Here is a 1,580-nt window from a genome sequence, read left to right on the forward strand (position 1 = left end):
GCAGCGGAGCCGGTTCCCTTGGTGGGATCGTCTCCGGCACCCGGGTAGCCTTTCAGCTGGTCGGTGCCCGCCGCGAGCCTGGAAGCACCTGCATCGAGTTGGGCGGCACCGGAGTTGAGCTGGGCGGCTCCGCTGTTGAGCTGGTTCGCACCGTTGTTTAGTTGGGTGGCGCCGTCTCCGAGATTGTTTTCAGCATTGCCGCCCGGCGTCGGAGTCAGTGCCGCTGAAAGCTGCAGGGCACCCGCCGCGAGCTTCTGTGCGCCGTCGTCCACTTTGTAGACTCCCGGCGCAAGCTTGGCGTTGACGTCATTCTGGATTTTCACGGCCCCAGTTGCGAGTTTGTCGGCTCCGTCCTTCAACTGCTGGGCTCCCGGGGCTAGTTTGCCTTGGATTCCGTTTTGGACTTTTGAGGCGCCATCAGCCAGCTTGGCCGCACCTGTCCCGGCTTCCGCAGCTCCACCCGCAAGCCTTGCCGCGCCGTCCTTGAGCTGGCCTGCGCCGGCGGATGCCTGGCCTGCGCCGTCATTCAGCTGCGCCGACCCCGCCGCGATCTTCCCAATGACCAGGGTGTAGAAGCCGAGGAGCGCGATCAACAGGAGTGCGAGCACGGCAATGGCGATTATCTGGGCACGGCTCCGCGTTCTGGTGGCAGTTGCAGGGTTCGGTGTCATGGGCAATTCCTCTCGATGACTTTCCCGACAGCGGCGCTGCTGCCAGGGATCCCCCCATGTGACGCAGCTAACAGGCGACCCGGCCTGTAGCTGTGCCACGAAACAAGTGCGTGGCGTTGGTTACCGATTGGTAACTTACCGAGAGTAAAGCTAAGACCCTGCCGATTGCAAGGGTTTTTTCGATGTCGTCATCCTTGCCGGGGGATTGTCGAGGTGCGCATCGGGCGGGCGCGGGCGTGCGCGGTCGATTTGTGTGCATCGAAAGTCTCGGGTAAAGTAATTACTCGTGCTGAGGGGCACGGAGCGAAGGTTTACGCCATCGAATCCGGCCTAAAAGCGCCAATGGGATATGGTGTAATTGGCAACACTACGGTTTCTGGTACCGTCATTCTAGGTTCGAGTCCTGGTATCCCAGCTCTGAATAATCCGCGAATTTGCGCGGGAATTTGGAGTTTCAAAACGGTTCGCCGATTTGAAACAATGCTGGATGTATGAAATACTCATTCAGCTTGAATGCCGGAAGCGGTATTCAATATGGCAGTAAAACAAAGTGCAAGGCCCCATCGTATAGCGGCCTAGTACGCCGCCCTCTCACGGCGGTAACGCGGGTTCGAATCCCGCTGGGGTCACAAAATGAATCCCCCGGAACCATCAGGTTCTGGGGGATTTTTCTTTGCCCAAAGTTCGTGTGGATTTCTCCCCTCAATAAAGGGGAGAGCAGCATGGCTGGCGGCTCAGGTGGTCTTCTGAAGGGCCTCTGCAGCATCCCTGACCTTGATGAGCGTGCGGAGGTTCCGCGTGGTGGTGCTCGCCTTGTAGCGGGTCTTTGCGGAGAGCTTGCTGAAGGGGCTGTCCAAGGTTCCTCCCGCCGGGGCTAGCCACGCCGTCGCCTCGGGACCCAGCCGGACT

At 59.9% G+C, this 1,580-nt stretch carries 2 tRNA genes and 1 pseudogene; 2 read left to right on the forward strand and 1 reads right to left on the reverse strand.

The features are described from left to right. Window positions 1-671, reverse strand: a pseudogene (locus tag AHiyo1_RS03800) (hypothetical protein); the annotation flags it as partial. A 343-nt stretch (window positions 672-1,014) separates the two neighbouring features. Between AHiyo1_RS03800 and AHiyo1_RS03805 the strand changes: the two are divergent. After that, window positions 1,015-1,086: transfer RNA gene (locus AHiyo1_RS03805), tRNA-Gln, on the forward strand. 141 nt (window positions 1,087-1,227) lie between these two features. Next, window positions 1,228-1,300: transfer RNA gene (locus AHiyo1_RS03810), tRNA-Glu, on the forward strand. Window positions 1,301-1,580 lie beyond the last annotated feature (280 nt).

This window comes from Arthrobacter sp. Hiyo1 (assembly GCF_001263615.2).
GTDB lineage: Bacteria > Actinomycetota > Actinomycetes > Actinomycetales > Micrococcaceae > Arthrobacter.